Annotated in this window: 13 protein-coding genes; 10 read left to right on the top strand and 3 right to left on the bottom strand. The window is 59.6% G+C overall.

The features are described from left to right. Positions 1–118: 118 nt before the first annotated feature. From PV407_RS27085 to uvrA, 3 genes are all read left to right on the top strand, one after another. On the top strand, positions 119–256 hold the full coding sequence (locus PV407_RS27085) for a hypothetical protein (protein ID WP_332093122.1): 138 nt from the start codon (positions 119–121) through the stop codon (positions 254–256). Between the two features lie 629 nt (positions 257–885). Beyond that, positions 886–1,650, top strand: a complete 765-nt coding sequence (gene pdaA, locus PV407_RS27090; protein WP_332093123.1) for a delta-lactam-biosynthetic de-N-acetylase — start codon at positions 886–888, stop codon at positions 1,648–1,650. Positions 1,651–1,820: 170 nt separating this feature from the next. After that, on the top strand, positions 1,821–4,352 hold the full coding sequence (gene uvrA / locus PV407_RS27095; protein WP_332093124.1) for an excinuclease ABC subunit UvrA: 2,532 nt from the start codon (positions 1,821–1,823) through the stop codon (positions 4,350–4,352). Positions 4,353–4,450: 98 nt separating this feature from the next. Here the strand turns inward: uvrA and PV407_RS27100 are convergent, their stop codons facing one another. Continuing rightward, complete coding sequence (locus PV407_RS27100) at positions 4,451–4,897, bottom strand: DUF2935 domain-containing protein (protein ID WP_332093125.1); 447 nt, start codon at positions 4,895–4,897, stop codon at positions 4,451–4,453. 329 nt (positions 4,898–5,226) lie between these two features. On the opposite strand from PV407_RS27100, the gene PV407_RS27105 reads away from it, so the two are divergent. From PV407_RS27105 to PV407_RS27135, 7 genes are all read left to right on the top strand, one after another. After that, positions 5,227–6,642 (top strand): MDR family MFS transporter, encoded by a 1,416-nt coding sequence (locus PV407_RS27105; RefSeq protein WP_442951714.1) that lies wholly within the window; start codon positions 5,227–5,229, stop codon positions 6,640–6,642. Between the two features lie 655 nt (positions 6,643–7,297). After that, positions 7,298–8,863, top strand: a complete 1,566-nt coding sequence (locus tag PV407_RS27110) for an FAD-dependent oxidoreductase (protein ID WP_332093127.1) — start codon at positions 7,298–7,300, stop codon at positions 8,861–8,863. Positions 8,864–8,901: 38 nt separating this feature from the next. After that, the gene (locus tag PV407_RS27115; RefSeq protein WP_332093128.1) at positions 8,902–10,224 is read left to right on the top strand and encodes an ABC transporter substrate-binding protein; all 1,323 of its coding nucleotides are present in this window, start codon (positions 8,902–8,904) and stop codon (positions 10,222–10,224) included. Positions 10,225–10,261: 37 nt separating this feature from the next. Then, entirely contained in the window at positions 10,262–12,199 is a 1,938-nt protein-coding gene (locus PV407_RS27120) for a hypothetical protein (RefSeq protein ID WP_332093129.1), read from the top strand. 236 nt (positions 12,200–12,435) lie between these two features. Continuing rightward, entirely contained in the window at positions 12,436–13,335 is a 900-nt protein-coding gene (locus tag PV407_RS27125; protein ID WP_332093130.1) for an AraC family transcriptional regulator, read from the top strand. 639 nt (positions 13,336–13,974) lie between these two features. Beyond that, on the top strand, positions 13,975–15,003 hold the full coding sequence (locus tag PV407_RS27130) for a LacI family DNA-binding transcriptional regulator (protein WP_332093131.1): 1,029 nt from the start codon (positions 13,975–13,977) through the stop codon (positions 15,001–15,003). 16 nt (positions 15,004–15,019) lie between these two features. Further along, positions 15,020–16,147 carry a Gfo/Idh/MocA family protein gene (locus PV407_RS27135; protein WP_332093132.1) on the top strand — a complete coding sequence of 376 codons (1,128 nt, stop codon included), beginning with the start codon at positions 15,020–15,022 and terminating at the stop codon, positions 16,145–16,147. A gap of 208 nt (positions 16,148–16,355) precedes the next feature. On the opposite strand, the gene PV407_RS27140 is transcribed toward PV407_RS27135, so the two are convergent. Beyond that, a complete protein-coding gene (locus PV407_RS27140; RefSeq protein ID WP_332093133.1) occupies positions 16,356–17,246 on the bottom strand; it encodes a sugar phosphate isomerase/epimerase family protein in 891 nt (296 codons plus the stop codon). A 112-nt stretch (positions 17,247–17,358) separates the two neighbouring features. Then, positions 17,359–18,453: a Gfo/Idh/MocA family protein gene (locus PV407_RS27145; protein WP_332093134.1), complete on the bottom strand. Its 1,095-nt coding sequence runs from the start codon at positions 18,451–18,453 to the stop codon at positions 17,359–17,361. Positions 18,454–18,456: the final 3 nt, after the last annotated feature.

Here is an 18,456-nt window from a genome sequence, read left to right on the forward strand (position 1 = left end):
GTATGCCTAAATCACGTGTTCATCCTCGCCGGACGAGGACGATCGCCTGTCATTTTAACGATAGGAGCCCGTCCTGCATAAAATGGAACAAGTAGCGACGAGAGGGGGAATTGCTGCCATGATGGAAGTCAAGCCGGTTGTGATCGAAGGCCGTACGATGATCGGAGTCACCGTGGAGCTGCCGAAAACGACATTGATCGCCGTTCAGACCGATAGAGCGATCTTGAAAATAACTAACGTGTGCGTTTGCATATAAAAGGACAGCTCGTTTAAAAGGACAGTCCGGTACTTTCGGGCGGTTTTTCTTAAACGTTTCAACGAATCTCGTCCAGTCGGGCAACCGGAATATAACTGGAAAACCTCCAGCAAACTCGCTATCCTCCATGAGTCGTTTCGAATTACCGGGAAAAACTACAGCTAAAACAGCCCGGTACCGGCGAAAATGCGGGTCTGAACGAAAATAACCGGATGTTTTCCAGTTCATATAACCGGAAAACGGGGTACTGCCTAAAATAGCTGGAGATTTTCCATTTCGCTTCGCGCTTCGCTATTGATCCAGAGCGCCAATCCGCCAAAACACGAATGCACCTCATCGAAAGTCTTCGCTAAAAAGCTCTTCTTTATCGCGAACGATCCCCCTGACGCATACGATCCCGCTGTCGCAAACGACCACTGTCGCAAACGATCACACTGTCGCAAACGACCTGATGTCACATACGCCCCTGATGTCGCATACGATCCCGCTGTTACATACGACCTTGCTGTCGCATACGATCCCCTTGACGCATACGATCGAGCTGGAAAATAATGACGCGGTTTTAGTCGGACCGACCTGCAAATAATGACAACGGAGCGAAGATCAGGAAGGAGCTGGAACCGAAGCGAATGACGAAGCTTTTGGCAAAAACGGCGCTTTTGCTGCTGCTGGCGGCGACGTGGTGCGTCCCGGCCGCGGCCCAAGGCGACGGACCTTATCATTTCGGATTCAAAAAAAGCAAAAACGGAGCGCCGGCTTCGATCGACGAAGAAGGCTTCAAAGACGTGCTGGCGAAGCACGGAGCCATTTTCCGGATGGACGGCGCGCAAAAAACGTTGTATTTGACGTTCGATAACGGCTACGAGAACGGGTATACCGCCGCCATTTTGGACGTGCTGAAGCAGAAGCGGGTGCCGGCGGTTTTTTTCGTCACCGGCCATTACATCGAAGACCAGCCCGAGCTGCTGAAACGGATGGTGCAGGAAGGTCATCTGATCGGCAACCATTCATGGAGCCATCCCGACATGACGCAAGTGTCGGACGAGAAAATCGCCAACGAGCTCGAACGCGTCAAAACGCAGGTGGCGTCGATCACCGGCCAAACGGAAATGCGCTATTTGCGCCCGCCCCGCGGCATATTCAGCGACCGTACGCTGGCCGTCAGCAAAAGTCTCGGCTACACGAACGTCTTTTGGTCGGTCGCTTACGTGGACTGGGATACGAAGAAGCAGTACGGCGCAAAATACGCCTATGACAAAGTCGTTTCCCAGCTCCATCCGGGAGCCGTCATTTTGCTCCATTCCGTCTCCAAGGACAACGCCGAGGCGATGGGAAGCATTATCGACTATGCTCGGGAGCAGGGCTACGAGTTCAAACGGCTGGATCAAGCTTGACCGCTCCACCCCAGCGTTACGCCGAGCCGCCTTTCGTCAAGGGCGGCTTTTTTCCGCATGCGTCGAAAAGAACGGCATCCGTTTTCAAAAAGCCGTTCAATATGACAGTCGTTGTCATGTACGCCCGTTTATACTGATTGTAGATAACGAAACGAAAGCGGGCGACAGTCATGACGGACGAATATATCGAAATTTTCGGCGCTCGGGAACACAATTTGCAAAACGTCACGATTCGTATTCCGAAGCGCAAGCTTGTCGTGCTGACCGGGCTTTCCGGCTCCGGCAAATCGACTTTGGCGATGGACACGCTGCAGAAGGAATGCCAGCGCCAATATATGGAGTCGATGGGGATGGTCACGGATTTTATCGGCAAGCCGAAGGTCGACCGGATCATAGGGCTTTCGCCTTCGATCAGCGTGGGCCAGCATGTGACGAACCGCAATCCGCGTTCCACGGTCGGAACCGTGACGGAAATATTTACGTATTTACGCGTGCTGTACGCCAGGCTCGGCGTACGACCTTGTCCTTCGTGCGGGGAACCGGTCCGTCCGTCGTTCGAAACCGGTCCGTTATCGGTCGGCGCGGACGACGAAGAATCGGACGAGGCGGAACCGCAGCGGCGAACCGAGCGATGCCCGAAGTGCCGCACGGAGCTCGTTCCGCTCAAAATGGCGCATTTTTCGTTCAACAAGCCGGAAGGGGCATGCGAAGCGTGCACCGGCCTAGGCGCGACGACGACCGTCGATATCGGGCTGGCGATCGACGAGGAGAAAAGCGTTGCGGAAGGCGGCGTCACGTTCTGGGACGGTTTCTTTATCGATTATTATGTCACCGTCCTGCAAGCCGCAGGCACCCATTACGGCTTCGCCTTCGATCCGAACGAGCCGATCAAGCGGTACGGGGAACCGCAGCGCGATTTGCTGTTGTACGGGGCCGGCAGCGAACGGTTCCGACGGCATTTTCCGGACAAAAAGCCGCCGAAGTCGGTCGGAGCCGGCAACTTCGAAGGCGTCGTCACGTACTTGCTGAGAAGGTACGAGGAGAAGGACGGAGATATCGGTTCGTCCAAAAAATTGGAGCCTTATTTCATCCGGCGAACGTGCGAACGATGCGGCGGCGCTAGGCTGCGCGAACAAAGCCGCCGGGTTGCGATCGAAGGCAGGTCGATCGTCGACGTCGCCTCGCTTTCGATGCGCCCGCTGCTCGAATGGCTCGAAGGGCTGCGCGACCGGCTGCCGGACGAAAGCAGGCTCGTGCTGATGCCGATCGTGGACGACTTGGCGGAACGCATCCGTCGCCTGATCGGCGTCGGCCTGGATTATTTGTCGCTGGAGCGGCAGGCGAACACGTTGTCGGGAGGAGAGGCGCAGCGGCTGCGGCTCGCTTCGCTGCTCGGCTCCGGTCTTACCGGCGTCCTGTACGTGCTGGACGAGCCGACGGCCGGCCTTCACGCGCGCGATACGGCCCGTCTGATCGGAATGCTGAAGCAGCTGCGCGATTTGGGCAATACGGTGCTCGTCATCGAGCATGATCCGGACGTGATGCGGGCGGCCGATCATTTGATCGACATCGGGCCGGGCTCGGGCCGAAACGGCGGGCGCGTCGTCGGCGCCGGAACGGCGGAGCTGCTGAAGGCGTGCCCGGACTCGGCGACCGGACGCTATTTGCGCGAATCGGAGCTGCGGCCGCCCGTCCGGGAGCGGCGGAAAGGGAACGGAAACGCGTTGACCGTCGTCGAAGCGAGCGCCCGCCATTTGAAAAACGCGACCGTCTCCTTTCCGCTCGGCTGTCTGATCGCCGTGACGGGGGTGTCCGGATCGGGAAAATCGACGCTGGTGTTCGATGTGCTGGAGGCCGAGGGCCGCCTCCATTTCGGCGGGGGAGGCGCGCCCGGGCGGCACGGCCGCGTCGAAGGGCTTCGGCATATCGACGGCATCGTCGCCGTCGACCAATCGCCGATCGGAAAAATGTCGCGCTCCAATATCGCTACGTATACCGACTTGTTTACGCCGATCCGGGCTTTGTTCGCGAGCTTGCCGGAAGCGCGGAGCAAACGGCTCGCTTCGAAACATTTTTCGTTCAATACGCCGGGCGGCCGATGCGAAACTTGCCAAGGACTCGGCACGCTGCAGCTCGACATGCATTTTTTGCCCGACGTCGAGGTGCGCTGTCCGGACTGCCGCGGCAGAAGGTTCAAGGACGACGTTTTGAACGTCCGGTATAACGGCTTCAATATTACCGACCTGCTGAATCGCACGGCGGGCGAGAACGTTGCCGTATTCGAACGGGAGGAAGGGGACATCGCGGACAGGCTGAAGCTGCTGTGCGAGGTCGGTTTGGATTACGTGCGGCTGGGCCAGCCTACGACAACATTGTCGGGAGGCGAAGCGCAGCGCCTCAAATTGGCGAAGGAGCTCGGCAAGAAAGGAAACGGGCATACGCTCTATTTGATGGACGAGCCGACGGCGGGACTTCACCCGATGGACGTAAGGCAGCTGGTCGACCTGCTGCACCGGCTCGTCGACGCGGGACATACGGTCATCGCGATCGAGCACAATCTCGATCTGATCCGCGCGGCCGATTGGATCGTCGATCTCGGTCCGGAAGGCGGCGAGGCGGGAGGTCGCGTCATGGCGGCGGGAACGCCCGAAGACGTGGCGCTCGTCGCGGAATCGCATACGGGAGCGTTTCTGAACCGTTAGCCGGCGCAATCGACCGGAAAAAACGGTTAAAACAATAACCGCCATTTGGAAAAAGGCGGTTTTTATCGTACAATGGCAATTATGCCGGCCCGTTCGCTTTAACGATCGTTTGGCGACATACAGCGGGCCGAGAGCAGCGCCTGGGCGATGCCGATAAAATATTCGGATTCGCGGCGAATATGGTTAAGCACGGTGATGGCGGTCGGATTGTTTTTCATCGCGGCGCTTTCCGTGCCCAGCTGGTTCAGCAGCCGGATGAACTGTTCGCTCTGCCGCATGGCGAACAGTACGAGATCCATGATTTGCTTGTAAACCTCGGGCGTCACGCTGTATCCCATTCGCCCGACGAGTTCGATATAGCGCACGAACGTCGCTTGCGTCCGCGCCAGCGCCTGCTCCCACGCCTTCAAGGCATCCACGAACGGTTGTTCCAGGTTCGGGACGAGCGCCCGGATTACGTCCGTATGCTCGGTTTCCTGCAGCTTCCAAAACTCGCCTTCGTCGAGTATGCGCAGCGGCATTTTATCCCCGTAATAATATTGCATTAGCCGTCTCTCCTCCGCCGTATCCAGTTTCGATCCATTTAATGTATGGCGCCGGGACGGCGATCATGCGTCAATTTAGCAATCGAAAAGAAACGTTCGGGGCCGAGGCGTGTTACGATAAGCCGGAGGCCAAACGACGGGGAACGGAAACGGAACCGGATCGGAAAGCGGGGGGAACGAACGGGAGTACGGCAGGCCGGCATGTACAAGCCGTCGAAGCGACGGCGTCTGTCTAACATGAAAATACGGTTCTTGGTTTGTCGCCTAACAACGAAGGAGGAAACGGTTTGAATACGAATAGCGCCGGCGCCGCTTCGGCGTCCGTCGATTTGCAGGACGTGAAGAGGCTGCCGATATTGATTTCGCTGATTATCGGCGCGTTTTTCTCGATTTTGAACGAAACGCTGCTGAATATCGCTTTTCCCGAGCTGATGGTCGAGCTGAACGTGTCGGCTCCGACGATGCAGTGGCTGGCGACCGGCTATATGCTCGTCGTCGGCGTGCTCGTCCCCGCATCGGCATTGCTCGTGCAATGGTTTACGACGCGTCAAATGTTTTTGGGCGCGATGACGATGTTTACGGTCGGGACGCTCGTCTGCGGCATCGCGCCGCATTTCGCCGTCCTGCTCGTCGGACGGCTGCTGCAGGCGGCCGGCACCGGTCTGCTGCTGCCGGTGATGATGAACACGATTCTCGTGCTGTATCCGCCGGAGAAGCGGGGAGCCGCGATGGGAAGCATCGGGCTGGTCATTATGTTCGCCCCGGCGATCGGTCCGACGCTGTCCGGACTCATTTTGAATTCGCTGGAATGGCGCTGGCTGTTTTACATGGTGCTGCCGTTCGCGATCTTTTCCATCCTGTTCGCGTTCATTTATTTGAAGAACGTGTCGCAGCCGACGAAGCCGAAAGTCGACGTCGTCTCCCTCGTCCTGTCCACGGTCGGCTTCGGCGGCATCGTCTACGGGTTCAGCAGCTCGGGCGAAGGGCACGGCGGCTGGTCGAGCCCGCAAGTGTACGGAACGGTCATCGTCGGCGCGATCGCGCTGCTGCTGTTCGTCGTCCGCCAGCTGAAGGTGCGGGAGCCGCTGATGGATTTGCGGGCGTTCCGCTTCCCGATGTTCACGCTCACCGCGATCATGCTGATCATCATGATGATGACGCTGTTTTCGACGATGTCGCTGCTGCCGTTCCTGTTCCAGGGCGCGCTCGGCATGACCGTATTCGCGTCGGGGCTGATCATGCTGCCCGGCAGCCTGCTCAACGGCCTTATCTCCCCGGTGACGGGCAAGCTGTTCGACAAGTTCGGCCCGCGGGCGCTCGTCATTCCGGGGACGGTGTTTTTGCTGGTCATCATGTGGTTTTTCACGAGAGTATCCGTCGATACGTCGAAGATCACGTTTCTCGTGCTGCACATTTGCATGATGGTCGCCATCTCGATGATTATGATGCCGACCCAGACGAACGGCCTGAACCAGCTGCCGCCGCGCTATTACCCGCACGGAACGGCGATATTGAACACGCTGCAGCAGGTCGCCGGAGCGATCGGCGTCGCCTTCTTCATCGGCATTATGACGTCCGGTCAGAACGTCTATTTGGCCAATGTGCCGAATCCGACCGATCCCGCCCAAATCGCCCAATCGACGGCCATCGGCGTCCACAACGCGTTCCTGTACGGCTTCGGCTTTGCCGTAATCGCCGTCCTGCTGTCGTTTTTCATGAAGCGCACCAAGTCGCAGCAGCATTAAGCGATGTGCGGGCAAATGCCCCGAAACGAACATTCAGGTCCTCCGGATCCGCGGACCTGGATGTTCGTTTTTTTCGTTACAGGAGGTTTGACTTCGCTCAAGGACCGTGTCGGCCGATGGAACGGATCGTAGTATGCTTATCGGCGGAAAAAACGATCGTTTTTCAGGCTAACGAATCCGGACATCGCTATTAAGCCCAAAACGGAAGAAACCGATCCGATTTGCCGGCAATAGCGATACAGGGGTTCGTAAACCAATTCACCCCCCCGCATTCGGCTCCGATAACGATTGTTCGGTTCGTTAGCCTCATGTCCGAGAACCGGGAAAGCGAACGGAAGCCAAGCTCAGAGAAACTCAGAGAAACCCGGGAGCTCGGAAGGAATGGGCGCTAGCGCGGAACAACCGCAGGTCGCCTTTGAAGTCGTGGTTGTTCCCTCCAAACCGCAAGAGACGACGCGACGGTCTTTTCCAATCTGCGTCATCAACCAGCCGGGTTAGCCTTCTTTTGAGTCCTGCGCATGAGAGGCGCACGTTTCCCCGAACATCGATAATGCACAAAAATCCGGTCTATTATTGAATAGACCGGCCGTTCGGCCCCGATGTATAGTAGGTTTGATTTACGAGCCTTGCGCGAAACAACGAAACGGGGGATACGATGAAACGGGAATTGCATGCGGACATCGCCGTCGTCGGCGGCGGTCTCGGGGGCTTTGCGGCCGCGCTGGCGGCGGCTTCGCTCGGATACAAAACGGTTTTGACGGAGGAGACGGACTGGATCGGCGGGCAGCTTACGAGCCAGGGGGTGCCGCCCGACGAGCACCGCTGGATCGAAACGCACGGCTGCACGCGCTCGTACCGCCGGTTCCGGGACGGGGTACGCGACTATTACCGCAGCCATTTTCCGCTGACCGAGCAGGCGAGGGCGAACGTTCAGCTCAATCCGGGCAGCGCGCTCGTCAGCAAGATCAGCCATGATCCGCGCACGGCGCTCGCCGTGCTGACGCAAATGGCGGCGCCGTACGTGGCCGGCGGCCGTCTCGTCATCCTGCTGCGCCATGCGGCGGAGTCGGTCGAGACGGAAGGCGATACGATCCGATCGGTCACGGTCCGCTGCCTGGATTCGGGCGATCGATCCGTACTCGTCGCCCCTTACGTGCTGGACGCGACGGAATGCGGCGACGTGCTGCCGCTCGCGAAGGCGGAATACGTGACGGGCGCGGAGTCCCGGGAACAGACCGGCGAGCCGCGAGCCCTGGAGGGCGCCGCCAATCCGCGAGACATGCAGGCGATCACGTACTGCTTTGCGATGGATTACAGGGAAGGCGAAGATCATACGATCGACAAGCCGAAAGATTACGCGTTCTGGCGCAGCTACCGTCCGGACTTTTGGCCCGGGCCGATGCTCGGTTGGATCGGTCCGCATCCGGTTACGCACGAGGCGCGGCAGTATGTGCTGTTTCCGGAAAACGACCTGTTCCCGCTGTTCAACTATCGGCGAATCGCCGACAAATCGCTGTTCGCGCCAGGAACGTTCGAAAGCGATATCACGATCGTCAATTGGCCGCAAAACGATTACTTCATCGGGCCGATCATCGACGTAAGCGAGGAGGAGCGCGCGCGCCATCTGGACGCGGCGAAGCAGCTCAGCTTGTCGCTGCTCTATTGGCTGCAGACGGAGGCGCCGCGTCCGGACGGCAAAATCGGCTACCCCGGACTGCGGCTGCGCAGGGACGTGCTCGGCACGGCCGACGGCCTGGCGAAATATCCGTACATCCGCGAATCGCGCCGCATCCGCGCCGAATTTACCGTGCTGGAGCAGCATATTACGGCTCCGTTCCACAGCGACGGCCGGGCGGAGCCGTTCGCCGATTCGGTCGGCGTCGGCTATTACGCGATCGACCTGCATCCGAGCACGGGGAACCGCAACTACATCCATTTTTCGCCGCTGCCGTTCCAAATTCCACTCGGCAGTCTCATCCCGATCCGGATCGACAATTTGCTCGCCGCCTGCAAAAACATCGGCACGACGCATATTACGAACGGCTGCTACCGGCTGCATCCGGTCGAATGGAATATCGGCGAATCGGCGGGCCTGCTTGCCGCTTTTTGCTTGAAGCACCGCGTCCGGCCGCGCGACGTCCGAAACGACAAACGGCTGCTCGAGCAATTCCAGCGGCTGCTCGTCGAGCAAGGCATTGAACTCGCTTGGGAGCCGCGCTGACGCGGACGCGGCTCGAACGATTCGAAGGGGGAATTCGAATGAAGGCGATACTGAGAAACGGTCTGGTTGTACTGCCGCTGGTCGCGATGCTGGCGGGCTGCGGCTCTCAAGGAGGAACGGCGGCGGACGGAGGCAAGGCCGGCGAACCGGCGGAGGCGGGCAAGCCGGCCGCTCCCGCCATCGACGAGAAGCTGAAGGAGCCGGTGACGATCAACTTTTTTTACAACGGCTATTCCGGCTCGCTGATGGAAGAATGGAAAGCGAAAATCAAAGAAAAGTACAACATCGTGCTCAATCCGTACATGAACGAAACGATCGAAAATTTGATCGCCTCCGGCGTGAAGCTCGACCTGATCGCCTACTCGGCGGGCGGACTGTTCAAGGCGCTCGATCTGCAGCTCACCTCCGACATGTCCGACCTGATCGCCAAGTACAAGTTCGACTTGAACCGGCTCGCCCCGGGCGTGCTGGAATCGGCCAAAATGTATTCGGACAAAGGCGAAGTGCCGGTCATGCCTTACGAGCTGAACAACAACGTGCTCATTTACAACAAAAACATATTCAACAAGTTCGGCGTGCCGTTTCCGAAGGACGGCATGACGTGGGACCAGATGAACGATCTGATCAAAAAGGTGTCGCGCACGGAAGGCGGCGTCAAATACAGAGGCTACGCGTATTCCGGGCTCAACCTGATCTACAAAAACCAGATGGGCTTGCCGTTCGTCGACCCGAATACGAACAAAGCGGTATTGAACACGGACAGCTGGAAAAAATGGCTGGAAACGATGGCCGGTTTTTACGCGATCGACAATAACGATATTGTGAACGCCAAGGAAGACGACTTGTTTTTCAAGGAGCAGACGCTCGCGATGCGCGGCGGCCCGAGCCCGCTCGAGCTGCTGCCGGCGGCGATCGAGAAGGGGCTCGATTGGGACGCGGTGACGAATCCGCGTTTTGCGGGCATGGAGAACGTCGGCTCGCAGATGAACGCGCCGTTTTTGGCCATTCCGCCGAACAGTCCGCACCGCGACGAAGCGTTCAAGGTGATCGCGTTCTTTTTGTCGGACGAGATGCAGACGGACAACGCGCGCGCCGGGCGGGTGCCGGTATTGAAAGCGGAGAACGTCGTGAACACGTTCGGCGAGAAGCTCCCGTTTCTGAAAGGAACGAACTACGCGAAGGCCGTCTTCGCGGATACGATCGGCAAGCCGATCCGGGTGACGAAGTACGACGGCACCGTCCGGTCGCAGCTGTCCGTCGCGATCGTCGACGTGGCGACCGGCAAAAAAGACGTCAACACCGCTCTGCGCGACGCCGAAGAAAATGCGAACAAAGCGATCGAGACGGCGATGAAAAAATAACGAGCGCCAAACTGTCAAAGAACGGGTGATATTCAGCATGAGCCATAAAAAAATTGCCGTCATTACGGCCGGACCGAGCGACTTTGCCGATTGGCTCGGGCGGCAAAACGCGTCCGTTACGATCGTTGCGCCCGGGGATACGCCGGATTTGGCTCCATACGATGCGATCGCCATACTCGGCGGCGTATCGGAGGAGCCGCTGCTGCTGCCGGCGCGAATGCGGAATGCCGTGGAGGCGCAGCTCGGCGCCGGCAAAAAAGTGTTCGCCGAATATGTCGGCAGCATCGGGCACGTCTATTTCGCCCCGCCGGTCAGCACCCGCTTCGAGCGGCTCGCCGTGTGCGCGGACGGGCAAATCGGCGATTTGCCGCAGGGGACGCTGATCGAAGACCAATGCAACATGCGGCTTCGGCCGCACTCCATCGCCTGCTCGCACGAGCGGCCGATTTTGCAGTACGTCAAAATGCACGCCCACGACAAGGTCGAGCCGGACGCCGTCTTGACGGGGAACGTCTCGGACCGGGGGCTTTGGTTCGAGGAAGGGGAACGATTGCTCGTCTGTTCGTTCCGCCTTGCCCATTTTGTGCGGGCCCGGTTCGCTCCCCGCGACGCCGCGCGGAAGCTGATCGCGTTCATTATGGAATGGCTGCTGGACGAGGCGGTCGATACAAGCGGGGCGGAGCCTTATTATACGGTCGGGCGGGGAACGCCCGACGAGCCGTTGGCGCGGCAAGTGCGGGACAGCGCGGACAAGGCGCTGCGCTGGTTCGAGCGGTCGGGAGTCGTGTACGACGAAGGGAGAAGCGGCGCGCTGGAAGGGCCGGGCACGGAAATATATCCCGACGGCAAGCAGCGGATGAGCCGCATCCATCGGGTCGATTGCATCGGCGAAATCGCCCTGCCGTATTTTTTGCACGGCATGCTGGAGAACGACGAACGCTCCTTGCGCATCGCGGGCCGTTTGCTGGATGTCGTGTTCGACGATTTCCAGTGCAAGGACGGCGGCCCGTGGCACGGCATGATCCGCTGGACGGAGGAGGCGTGGGGCGTTTGCTACCAGGACGACGTCGCCCGTGCCGTTTTGCCGCAGCTGCTCCGGTGCCTGTACGCGAATACGCGCGACCGGCTGGACGATATCGCGGCGGCGCTCCGTTTTCTCGTCCGCACGACGGGAACGGACGGCACCCGGGTATACCGGACCGACAATATCCGGCTGACGCCGGAGAAGATGGAGCAACTGCGGACGACGCCGGGCAACTTGCCGAGCGCCCATTACAACGGCTTTTACTTTGCCGCCCTGCTGCTCGCCTACAAGCTGACCGGCATCGGCGAGTTTCGCGATACGGCCGTGAAAGGCATGGAGACGATCATGGCCGCGTATCCGGACACGAAACGGGAGCAGAGCGAAACGCAGGAATATTGCCGGCTCGTGCTGCCGCTCGCGTGGCTGTACTGGAACACGGGAGAGCGGCGGCATCGCGACATGCTGTACCGGGTCGCGGGCGATTTGCAGAAATTCAAGCACCGCTCCGGCGGCTACCTGGAATGGGACGACGGCTATCGGGCGGCGATGCGGCACGAGATCGGCCAAGGGGAAAGCTCGCTGATCTCGAGAAACGGCGACCCGGTCGTCGACCTGCTCTACTCGAACAATTGGCTGCCGATCGGATGGATTCAAGCGTATTTCGTCACGAAAGACCCGTATTTCAAGGAGCTGTGGGAGGAAACGGCGCGGTTTATGGCGTCCGCGCAAATCCACAGCGGCGATCCGCTCATCGACGGCGCCTGGGCCCGCGCGTTCGATGCGGACAAGGCGGAGGTGTTCGGCTCGCCCGCCGATAAGGGATGGGGGCCGTGGTCGATCGAATCCGGCTGGACCGTAGCGGAGATCGCCTCCGGGCTGCTGATGGGCCTGCTGGAGGAGCGTCTGCTGCCGTATTACGCGGAAGGCGCGGGCGCGCCTGCGCAGTCGTAGATCGGCGGCGGCGGAGGCCGCGCGGCCCCGGCATCGGCGCCGCTGAAGAGGAAATAGCGCTCTTTCGAGCGCTATTTCACAAAAGAGGCATGCCCGGCGTGCAAATAGCGCTTCCAGGCGCACTATGCGGCCGATGCCGGAAGCGTTGCATTTTCCGGCATCGTTCTTTATGATGAGGGGGAGGAGGGGACGACGGCGTCGTTCCCTCAACCGGATCGGGAAAGGGGAGGCAGCCGATGGAGCTGAACCGCTCGCTCATTAACGAACCGCCGACTTGGAACGAAGCCGTTACGAGGTGGCTCGAAGATTTTCCCGTCTTTTTGCGCCACGACCAGCTCGGCACCCACAATCAGAAGCTGCACGTCCAGCGCGGCATCGAACTGAACTTGACGCTGGAAGGCCAAGGGACGTTCGTGGTCGACAAACATATTTGGAGGCAGTCTCCCGGGCAACTTCTCATCTTCCCCGGGCAGCTGCCTCATCAAGTCTATATCGATCCTTCCCGGCAATATACGCGAATGGTCGTCCTGATCGACGACCGTCGGCTGTCGTCGCTGATGCCCGGCGGCGATTGCGGCGGCTTCGAGGACATCTCGTGCCGGCAAATCAAGCTGCAGCCCGACACGTATTTGTCGATCAAGGAGCTGCTGTTCGTCATGCACCGGGAACGAACCGAACGGAGAACCGGCTGGCAGCAAATGATCGCCGCCGGTCTGATGAATGTGGCCGTCCTGATCCGCAGAAGCCTGGAGGATGCGGAGCCGAAGGGCGGACCGCACGCGGCTCGGAAAATGCACGGCGAGCATCCGATCAGCCGGCTGTGCGACTATATCGATTCGCATTTGCACGAAGATTTGACGCTTAAAACGATGGCCGCGATGTTCGACATGAGCCCCGATCACCTGATTCGCACGTTCAAGCGGGAGAAAGGGATGACGTATCACAAATATGTGCTGCTGCAGCGCATTTTCGAGAGCAAGCGGCTGCTTCTCCGGCATCCCGACATGACGCTGACCGAGATCGCCTATCAGGTCGGCTTCGCCTCCTCCTCGCAGTTCAGCAAAACGTTCAAAAACGCGAGCGGCTTGACGCCCAGCGAATTCCGCAGCCAATCCCAAACCGAGCCGCCGCTTTGAGACGCGCCTGCGGCAGCGCCTGCCGCCTCTTCCGTTTTGACAGCGGTTGCACGAGGATAGCGAAAAATCATCATAATCATCGATTCGCGGGCGGGGCCCCGACAAGGCCATCGTTGCGCCTGCTGCTGACTGCCGTCGTTTTTTTCGGAAAAAAGCGGTGTCCGTCGCCCCATTATTTGGTATCCTACATGTATGCGCCTTCTTTAACGGGGCGGAAAGCACAGCACGACGACAAGCGGCTCGCTGCGGGCCGTTCGCCCGCCACGGCATCCGGCGCAGCCCGGCCGGCGGGAAAAACGTATCGCCCGCGCCGAGCGCGGCTTCGCCGCCGACGTATAGCAGCGCGCCCGAGCCCGATACGACGATCGCCGCCGCGAATTCGTCGTCCTTGCAAAGCGCATGCCCGCCGGTTACGTTCAGGCGGCTCATGCGAAACCGCCTCATTCGTTCACTGCGGATTAATCGATTAGTGAACGGGGATGCGTGCGTATTTTTGTTATAAATCCCGGGTTGGTAAGGTTATTCGGATTCGGTCAGGCAGCGGTAGAACGCCAAAAGCGATAGTTCGTTTAGTTGAATAGTAAACAAACATCGTGTAAAATAAACTCATCAGGCCAAACAGAGGAGCTATCGCCATTTATGCCGACATTCGAAGATATCGCCAAAATCGCGGGGGTTTCGAAAGCGACCGTTTCGCTCGCGCTTTCGGACAGCGCCAAAATATCGCTGGAGACGAAAGTGAAAATTCGCAACATCGCCAAAAGCATCGGGTATAATTTAAGCGGAGCCGAAGGGAGCAAATGGCTGCGGAACAAGTCGATCGGGATTTTGTACGTTAGCAACATTCCCGATTTCGAGAAAGATTTTTTCCGGGACACGCTGATCGGCGTGACGGAGGACGCGGCGAATACGGGGTACGACGTCGTGTTCATCGGCAGCCATATGCCGAAGAGCGCCGAGGATATGACCGAGGATATCGCGGACAAAGTCGTGCAGTCCGGCGTCGAAGGCGTCATCGTCATTTCGTCGATACCGAATTTGAAAGGATTCGGGAAGCTGCAGCAGATGCATTTTCCGATGGTGTTCGTCGGCAACCGGAAAGTCGACGGCTCGGCGCGCAACATTTTCAACGTTTGCTCCGACCATTACAACGGAGGCAAAATGGCGGCGGAATATTTGCTCGACGATCTCGGCCATACGCGCATTTCGCTTGTCGGGCGCGTCCATATGCCGCATTGGGAGCAGGACCGGCTGAACGGCTTTTTCTCCTACTTGCGCAATTCGGGGCTGACCGACATCGAGAACGATAAAGTGCTCGTCTCCGAACGGTACAACCCGGACGACGAAGGCTGGAACCGGCTGACCCGCATTCAGCCGAGCGCGATATTCGCCGCCAACGCGGGAATCGGCATATCCGTGCTCCATTATTTGCGGGCGGTCGGGAGACGGATCCCGGAGGACGTTTCGCTCATCGTGTTCGACGACTTCGCCTCGTTTCCGTACGAAAATCCGCCGATTACCGTCATCAAGCAAAACAAAGAGGCGCTCGGAAGCTTGGCCGTCAAGCTGCTGCTCGACTTGCTGGAAAAATCGAAAATTCCGCCCAGACAAATGCTCATTTCCACGGAACTGATCGAAAGGCAATCCTGCGCGCCCGCGCGCAAATAACGAAAGGGGAATCGTTATGGAGCCCGTCTTGAGGTTTGGCATGGTAGGCGGCGGTGAAGGCGCTTTAATCGGAGACATTCATTGCAGGGCGGCGACGTTCGATCGCCGGAGCGCGATCGTGGCGGGGTGCTTCTCGAGAGATCCGGCCAAATCCGCCGTTACCGGACGAAAGCTCGGCCTGTCGCCGGATCGCGTTTACGCGACGTACGAGGAAATGGCCGAGAAGGAAGCCGCCCGCGAAGACCGCATCCATTACGTGTCGATCGTGACGCCCAACAAATCGCATTACGAGATCGCCAAAACGTTTTTGCTCCGCGGCTTCCACGTCGTCTGCGACAAGCCGCTTACGATCGAGCTGAGCGAGGCGGAGGAGCTGAAGCGGATCGCCGCGCGGAACGGTTTGCTGTTCGCCGTTACGTATACGTATTCCGGGTATCCGATGGTGAAGCAGGCGCGGGAACTCGTACGGCGGGGGGAGATCGGCGACATTATTACGGTCATGGCCGAATATCCGCAGGAGTGGGTGCTGAACGCCGTTAAGCCGTCGTGGAGAATGCTGGCGAGCGAAGGGAAGTCGTGCTGCGTGGCCGACATCGGGGTACATATCGCGCATACCATCTCGTACATGACGGGCCTTGCGATCGAGTCGCTTTGCGCCGACATGCAGACGCACGGAACGTTGACGGAGCTGGACAACAACGCCAACATATTGGTGAAATATACGTCGGGGGCGACCGGAATGTACTGGTGCTCGCAGGTGGCGGCCGGCAGCAAAAACGGCTTGAAGGTGCGCCTGTTCGGCACGAAGGGCTCGCTCGAATGGCATCACGAGCGGCCGGAGGAGCTGCTGCTTTCGCTGAAAGGCAAGCCGCTGCAGCTGCTGGCCCGCGGACGGGACGCGATGTATCCGGAGGCGGCGGCGTTCAACCGGCTGCCGGGCGGACATCCGGAAGGGCTGTACGAAGCGTTCGCCAACATTTACGCGGCGTTCGGCTCCGAGCTGGAAGGGCTGCTGGACGGAAGCGGGTCCGGCGCCGGGGCGGACTATCCGCGAATCGACGACGGAATCGACGGCGTCCGGTTTGTCGACAAATGTTTGGAAAGCGCGCAGGGCGGCTCGAAATGGGTTTCGTACGCGCCGTAAGGCGAGGCACTGATCAAAATGATAACGAAACGGCAGCCCGGAACGTCAAGTTACGGACTGCCGTTTGTTTTTGCCGGTTGCGGTTATCGGAGCGAATTTCCGTTATGCGGACGAAAAAGAGCGAACGCGCGAGAATAGCGGAATATAGTTCCGAATGAAGAAGCGGTCCCGACATGTCCCGTTTAAGGGACCGCCGCGCCGTTAACGCCTACGAGAAAAAACGCGACAAATGGGCGAGCGACTTCTGCAAGCCGCGGCGGTGCTCCGCGACGCTGCCCTTGTACCGGTGATCCTCCAGCTCGACCGTCACGGCGCCGTCATAGCCCGCCAGATCCAGCTCGAAGGCGATGGCGGCCCAATCCGCCTGCCCTTCGCCCGGGATCGCGTACCGCCACGGGCCTTCGCTCGACTTGATGCCGTTCCCGAAGACGGGGGGCTGGTGCCGGCCGTACAAATAGACGTTTTCCGGCAAAACGACGCAGTCTTTCGCATGCACGTGCTTGATCCGGTCGGCGAATTCCCGCAAAAACCGGATCGGATCGATGCCGAGCCGGATCAGATGGGAAGGGTCGTAGTTGAGCTGCAGCGCCGGCGACGGAACCGCCTCGAACATGGCGCGAAGCATTTCCGGCGTGCAGCCGATCGTCGGGTAATACGGCGCGTTGCCGGGCCAACCTTCCAGCACGACGGCCACTCCGGCCCGTTCGGCGTCGGCGAGCAGGGCGGGAAACATTTCCTTGAACAGCTCGAACGATTCGTGCCGCGTCGTCGACGGGTCCTCGGGCTTGAGACACATGAAGCACAGCTTTCCTCCGAGCGCGGCGGCGCCGGCGATGCCGGCTCGCACATGCTCTCTCGCGGCGTAGCGCGTTTCCTCGTTTTTGCTGAACAGGCGCGCGACTTGGACGTGCCCGACGTCGAACGTGCCGATCGCGAGCCCCGCCTCCTCGGCATCCCGCTTCGTCTCCGCGTTCAGCTCGGGCACGTCGACGACCCGGAAGCCGGCTTCGGCCATCCAGCCGAACCATTCCCGCCAATCGCCGCGCTCGTTTGCCATCGCGATGCCTTTCGTCAGTCTAACGCCGATTGAATGCGGCAAAGTAAACCACTCCCGTTTCAAAAGTTGGCGAACAAGGTCCGGTCAACGGACCGGATCGATCGAACCGGACCGCCGCCGGGCCGTACCGTTACCGGCGGTTGTCCGCTGCCTTCTACGAAAACGAAGGCAATTCGACGACGACTTCGCGCTTCAGCTCCGCCGAGCGGAGGATGCCGTCGATGACCGCCTGGTTGAGCAAAATTTGCTCGCCGGGGATCGGCGCCGGTTTCCCTTCCTTGATGGCGACGACGAAATCGCGCACTTTTTCGAAAAAGATGTCCAGCGAATGCGGCTTGACGGCGATCGGGCTTTCCGTCGGATGGCCGAGCACGTCGTGATACAGCGTAATCGAGCCCGGTCCTTTGTCCCAGGCGCCCGACGAAAGCTTGCTCAGCCCTTGCTCCGGTTCGATTTTCAGACCGCCCTCGGTGCCGAGAAACAGCGTCGGACCGAGCGTATCCATATGCATCGCCCAGGCGATTTTGAAATTGAGCACGACGTCCCCCTCGAAGCGAATGAGCGCCTCGCCGAAATCCTCGACGTCGAACCGGTCCGCGTCTTTATGGTATTTCGGATTCGTGCCGAAATAGTTGGAGCAGTACGCCGAGACGGTGAGCGGCTTCGGATAGCCGAGCGCGTCCATCGCCAAATCGAGCGAGTAGCAGCCGATGTCCGCGATCGCGCCCGAGCCGGAAACGTCTTTGCGGATAAAGCCCCGGCCCGGCATGCCGCGTCTGCGGCCGCCGCCCGTCTGCACGTGATACACTTTGCCGAGCAGACCGGACTGGACGATCCGCTTGATTTCTTTATGGTTCGGATCGTAGCGGGGCTGGAAGCCGACGGTCAAAATTTTGCCGGATTTCCGCGACGCTTCGACCATCTCGGTCGCCTGCTCCAGCGTGACGGCCATCGGCTTCTCGGTCAGCACGTGCTTGCCGGCGTTCAGCGCGTCGACGCTCGTGCGATGGTGGGCGATGTTCGGCGTGCATATGCTGACGCCGTCCAAGTCGAGCTCCAGCAGCTTTTCGTGGCTTTCGAACGGGACCGCTCCGGTCAGGCCGTTTTTCTCGATAAACTCGGCCGCTTTGCCCGGCACGAGGTCGGCGACGGCGACGAGGTCGACGTCGTTCATTTTCATATAGGCGGCGGCGTGGCGGGTCGCGTTGCTGCCGCTGCCGATAATGCCGATGCGAAAGTTTCTGCTCATGGA

It is taken from the genome of Paenibacillus sp. GYB003 (assembly GCF_036577625.1).
Classification (GTDB): domain Bacteria; phylum Bacillota; class Bacilli; order Paenibacillales; family NBRC-103111; genus Paenibacillus_AB.